The sequence below is a fragment of the Microcystis sp. M_QC_C_20170808_M3Col genome (assembly GCF_007095505.1).
Classification (GTDB): Bacteria; Cyanobacteriota; Cyanobacteriia; order Cyanobacteriales; family Microcystaceae; genus Microcystis.
The window spans coordinates 1-5,445 of record NZ_SFBY01000096.1; the positions used below are offsets into that span (position 1 = coordinate 1).

Below are 5,445 nucleotides of genomic sequence, written 5' to 3' on the forward strand. Positions count from 1 at the left end.
AGTCCATTTGGTATCTTTCCCAAAATCCTTACCCAGTATGGATTAGAGCGAATTAGCCAAAATACCTGTAATTCTTACCCGTGAAGCGTCACAAGAGAGATACCAAATAGGTTCTATACCCTCATGCAATGGTTACTATTTGTCCTAATAAACCCGCTAAAACTGAGATTATTGGCAAGCTTAAGCATTGTTGGCTTAATCCCCGGATTCATATCTATTACGACCAAGAAAATGGTCAAAGAATCGAAAAAAGGAAAGAATTACCCAGCTTTAAGGCACTGGGTAAGGATGGACTGTGTCGCTGGCTGTTTTACGAGACTAGACTTTTGTATCAGCTTTTGACGGACAATTTGGTAAAGTGATGTAGTCCCTAATACAAAAGTTTTACCCTTACTGGGATAGTGTCCACGGTCCGGGACAGGGGAAATCTTAAAAAAGATACGGGAAAAAAAGCTGTTCTTGAGGGCAATAGTCCAGAATGGCAGGTAAGACCGAGTAAAAAGGGGAAAGGGGAAAGGAAAAAGGAAAAAGTAAAAAGGATAACCTTTGACTGTATAGCGTTTCTTAGAGGGATGAAGTATGACCTGATTCTCAGTTGATATTACTGCAATCTCTACCCAAAAAATCAGCCCATAATTAACAAAAACTAGATTTTTCAAGGTAAAAACTATGTGTTTAGGCATACCGGGACAAATTACAGCAATTATTGATGAAAACCATAATATCGCTCTCGTCGATGTCGGGGGTGTAAAAAGAGAAGTAAATATCGCTTGCATTGTTGATGAAGACCATCCTGCTAATACTTGTCTAGGGGATTGGGTATTAGTTCATGTGGGTTTTGCCATGAATCGAATTGATGAAAATGAGGCGCAAGAAACCTTAAATTTATTAACACAATTATTGGAATTAGAGGCAGAATTTAATCATAATTAATGTTCTTAATTAGTTAGCCACAAATTAATTCTGTTGTCTATCTTAAGAAATGTAAATTACGGCAATTATTACTGACGACCGACGACCGGCTCCACAATTAACTTTACTTTTGTCCAACCACTTATAGAGAGAAAGCTTGTTATGAAATACGTTGATGAATTTCGTGATCCGGTTAAAGCGGCAGGATTAATTCAACAAATTGAACAATTATCGATAAGAATCTCTGAAAAGCGGGAAAAAGTTACTAAAATTATGGAGGTTTGTGGGGGTCATACCCACTCAATTTTTAGATACGGTATCGAGGCAATACTTCCCGAAACTATCGAATTAATTCATGGTCCCGGATGTCCCGTTTGTGTGATGCCGCGAGGTCGTTTAGATGATGCCATTTTTCTCGCACAACAACCGAACGTAATTCTGACAACTTTTGGCGATACTATGCGTGTCCCCGGTTCCCATTTGAGTCTGCTGCAAGCACGAGCAAAAGGTGATGATATTCGCCTGGTTTATTCTCCTCGCGATGCCTTAAAAATTGCCAGAGAAAATCTCGATAAAGAAGTAATATTTCTAGCATTAGGTTTTGAAACAACCGTTCCTAGCACAGCTTTAACTGTTTTAGAAGCACAAAGAGATGGTATCACTAATTTTAGTTTATTTTCTAATCATGTGGTGATTATTCCCGCTCTGAAAGCTTTGTTAGATAACCCAGATTTACAGTTAGACGGTTTTGTTGGTCCCGGTCATGTTAGCATGGTAATTGGCACAGAACCCTATCAAGTTATTGCCCAAGAATATCATAAACCTGTGGTAGTTTCTGGGTTTGAACCTTTGGATATTCTGCAATCAATTTGGATGGTATTAAAACAATTAGATGAGCAGAGATGTGAGATCGAAAATCAGTACGATCGAGTGGTACAAAATCAAGGAAATAGAGTCGCTTTATCGGCAATCGACCAAGTTTTTGAACTGCGAGATCAGTTTGAATGGCGAGGTTTAGGAGAAATTGCTCAAGGAGGGTTAAAAATGCGAGATGAGTACAGTAATTTTGATGCGGAGAAGAAATTTACTTTACCCAATCAGCGCGTTAAAGATCACAAAGCTTGTCAGTGCGGCGAAATTCTTAAAGGTGTTTTAAAACCCTGGGAATGTAAAGTATTTGGTACTGCTTGTACTCCCGAACATCCCATCGGCACTTGTATGGTTTCTAGTGAAGGTGCTTGTGCCGCTTATTATAAGTATGGTAGAAATCAGTAAATTTTTTTACTGATTAGGTTCCTTTCCGGTGAGGAAACGCTAGAATTCTCACCAGAAGAAATTAACAATCTCTCGGTGATAAAAAAAATGAAAATCAAAAATAATCTGGGTTTATTTGGCTTAACTACCTCTCTACTGCTAGTTATCGCTTCGGAAATTGTTCTTGCTTCCCAAGAACAAACCCTAGAACTGCAACCAAGTCAACCCCCCAGCGCCGATTTTTTCAAACCCGTCACCAATCTAATTAAAGATTTAAACAATCAGGGAGTAACTATCACCGATCCCAATGATCCCATGGCGGTGCGCTACCGAGTCAATTCCCCCTGTCGCGGTTGTGCGGTTTATCTAGGCACGGGAGTTGCCAATCCTCGCACCCAGACTAATAATAATGGCATGGGAATCAATTTTGGTCTTGGTTTCACCATGCCCTTCTCACCCTAAATGCCGATGACATATTTACGCCATTCCTGATTGTGATTCTCCCTGGTGTGCTTTAATAGCTCAAAGTGGAGACTGCTGTAGGGACGACGGGGTTGGGCGCGCAGGGACATATTGGCCTCTTTTGGTGTACGATTGCCCTTATGCACATTACAACGCACACAAGCCGCCACTAAATTCTCCCAGGTATCACCCCCTCCGCGAGAACGGGGAATCACATGATCGATGGTTAATTGTTCACCTCGGTAGAGACAGTATTGACAGGTGTGATGATCTCGTTCGAGAATATTACGACGGGTTAAAGGAATTTCCTTGTAGGGAACACGGACGTATTGCCTAAGACGGATAACAGAAGGCAAGGGTAAGTCACGACAAACCACTTTTCCGTTATGTTCTAGGGATTCAGCTTTTCCTTTCAACAATAAAACGATCGCGCGCCGCCAACTGGTAATATTTAGCGGTTCGTAGGAGGCATTCAACACGAGAACCTTGCTCATAGGTGTCTGGAGATCGCTTGAATTTACCCCGAATGGTAGCACAGATCACTGAGATTGGAACCTATTATTCTAAATCCGTTGAGTATAGATCTGGTAGGGTGCGTGTTTGCGGCGATAATCTCTGACAAAAAAACAAATTAATAATCCGCGCCCCACGCACCGACTTGATTATTAAATTGGTGCGTTACGCTTTCGCGCTTCGCACCCTACGATTTATGTTTCTGTTTGTGGCGATAATCTCTGACAAAAAAACTAAATCCGTTGAGTATAGGCTACATATCAGGACAGCTGAACGGCAAGAGGCACTCATGCAAAAGGGGGAATAAATAATCAGTTTTTAATAACCAGATTTAATATGAACTCTCGAAAATTAATTATGCAAGAACTCTAATCATATTATTAAAAACGGATTTAATATAATTAGCAAAACTAATGATATATATATATATATGCAAATAATTTATATATATTGACAGTAAAAAGAAACGCCCTTAAGATGCCAACAAAGATTAATTTAATGAATCAAGCTAGACATCCAAGCAGAAGGCATAAGTGGATTTTCCAATACTTCCCCCAATACTTCTAGAAGATGGCTCAAGTCTTTTGGGAGTAGATCAGACCTTGATGGCGACAGCGCCATCTATGCTGGCTCCGACAACGCTAGAAGTGGCTCCTCAAGTCACGCCTCTCACCCTATCTTCTCCTAGCAATTTTCTTGCTCCCGTGAGCGCGGCGGCGAGCGATAACTTAGCTAATCAAAGTGATTCTCTGCTATCAACCCCTTTATTAGTTAATCCAGAGGCTGCTAATTTCTCCTTTTCAGATCAAGATACTTCTTGGCTAGGAACCCCTCAAATCAGTCAGTTAGATGATTTAGGCGAGGTTTTAGTCGTTCCGGGTAATCCCTCAGAAAGGGTGAATATGGTTGTCCAGTGGACATTGCGAGAAGCAGCTTTTAATAATGAAGTGGGATTCTTTCTGGTGGATGCTTTAGGTGGGGTAGAAGGTATCGCCCCCGGTGAAGAAGGATTCGCCGAAGCCGCTTTAAGCAGTCCCAGCCGACAAACTCTCTTTAATTCGGGTAATCAAGCGGGAAATTGGCGGGAATTCACCGTTGCGGGGGGTAGTCGTCTAGGGTTTTATGTGATTCAGAATAATACCAGCGCTAATTGGTTAGAAAATAATCGACAAAATCAGGGTCAATCTGGGTTAGCTTTTTTCTCCCTGAAAGGAGCTAATCCTGATAATTTTGATCATTCCCAAAGTAGTCATCTTGGCCGCGGGATCTGGCGGCTTAACTGGGAAGATTTGACGGGTGGGGGAGATCAAGATTTTAACGATGTTGTTTTTAATATTGCTCAAGCAGGAATTGTCTTAGCCGGAGACAAAGGGCAACAGGTTCCCCTAACAGTGGAGGCTGTCAGTCAGGACGCTGATTTTCAAAGCGAGATGGGTTATTATTTGGTTGATACCCCAGATGGCGAAATTAATGGGATTAAACCAGGGGATCAGGGTTATTTAGCTGCGGCCTTGTCAGGCGATCGCCACAAGGTAATTTTTGCCTCTGGGAAAGCGTTTGATAGTAAAACGTTTAACGTCCCTTCTGGGAAATATCTGGGATGGTATCTAGTTGCTAACGGGACGACAGATCAGGCGATCGCCAAGGGGGAAAATGCCCCGCCGGTTTTCTTTTCCTATGCGGCGGCGAATGAGGATGGTTTGAATCATGTCCATGCTCAACAGGATAGTCAGACTTGGACTTGGGAAGATTTTTGGGGCGGCGGCGATCGCGATTTTAATGATTTAGTGTTTCGGTTCAGTTTTGGGGAACCAATTGGAGAACCGATTCAGTTACCGTCTTTGAGTATTGAAAATACCACAGTGACCGAGGGGAATACAGGAACTCAATCTGCTAATTTTACAGTTCGTTTATCAGCCCCTACAAACACAACAGTAACGTCTCAATTTACGACGACGGATGGAACCGCTCAAGCGGGGAAAGATTATGAATCCTCAACGGGAATTTTGACGTTTGCACCGGGAGAAGTGGAGAAAAAGATCGCAGTTGCTGTGAAGGGCGATACAATTAGCGAGCCTACGGAAACCTTCACGGTGAATTTAACAGGAGTGACCAATGCTATCCTGATTCAAGGTGAGGGAATTGGCACGATTCTGGATAATGATAATTCGCTGAATCCACCTGTTAATAACCCTCCTGTCACCGATGCAGATAAGACTATTACTTTACCAGAAGATAGTCAACCTATCCCCTTAAATATTAATCCACCTACAGATATTGATGGGGATACTTTAACGGTTTCTG

Annotated in this window: 5 protein-coding genes; 4 read left to right on the top strand and 1 reads right to left on the bottom strand. The window is 42.0% G+C overall.

What is annotated here, in order from left to right; genetic code table 11:
• The first annotated feature begins 669 nt into the window (after positions 1-669).
• The 3 genes from EWV84_RS04980 to EWV84_RS04990 all read left to right on the top strand — a co-directional run bounded on the left by EWV84_RS04980 (position 670) and on the right by EWV84_RS04990 (position 2,628).
• A complete protein-coding gene (locus EWV84_RS04980; RefSeq protein WP_287076833.1) occupies positions 670-933 on the top strand; it encodes a HypC/HybG/HupF family hydrogenase formation chaperone in 264 nt (87 codons plus the stop codon).
• A 141-nt stretch (positions 934-1,074) separates the two neighbouring features.
• Positions 1,075-2,187, top strand: coding sequence for a hydrogenase formation protein HypD (gene hypD, locus EWV84_RS04985; RefSeq protein ID WP_287076834.1), 1,113 nt, complete (start codon positions 1,075-1,077; stop codon positions 2,185-2,187).
• Positions 2,188-2,274: 87 nt separating this feature from the next.
• Positions 2,275-2,628, top strand: coding sequence for a hypothetical protein (locus tag EWV84_RS04990; RefSeq protein ID WP_286826150.1), 354 nt, complete (start codon positions 2,275-2,277; stop codon positions 2,626-2,628).
• Here the strand turns inward: EWV84_RS04990 and EWV84_RS04995 are convergent.
• Positions 2,625-3,122: an HNH endonuclease gene (locus tag EWV84_RS04995; RefSeq protein ID WP_004163691.1), complete on the bottom strand. Its 498-nt coding sequence runs from the start codon at positions 3,120-3,122 to the stop codon at positions 2,625-2,627. The genes EWV84_RS04990 and EWV84_RS04995 overlap by 4 nt on opposite strands.
• A 624-nt stretch (positions 3,123-3,746) precedes the next feature.
• Between EWV84_RS04995 and EWV84_RS05000 the strand changes: the two genes are divergently transcribed.
• A partial coding sequence (locus EWV84_RS05000; protein ID WP_287076837.1) for a DUF4114 domain-containing protein occupies positions 3,747-5,445 on the top strand: 1,699 nt, incomplete at its 3' end.

Coding starts and splice junctions, on each gene's coding strand:
- EWV84_RS04980 (WP_287076833.1), top strand. CDS start 670: ATGTGTTTAGGCATACCGGGACAAATTACAGCAATTATTGATGAAAAC.
- hypD (WP_287076834.1), top strand. CDS start 1,075: ATGAAATACGTTGATGAATTTCGTGATCCGGTTAAAGCGGCAGGATTA.
- EWV84_RS04990 (WP_286826150.1), top strand. CDS start 2,275: ATGAAAATCAAAAATAATCTGGGTTTATTTGGCTTAACTACCTCTCTA.
- EWV84_RS04995 (WP_004163691.1), bottom strand. CDS start 3,122: ATGAGCAAGGTTCTCGTGTTGAATGCCTCCTACGAACCGCTAAATATT.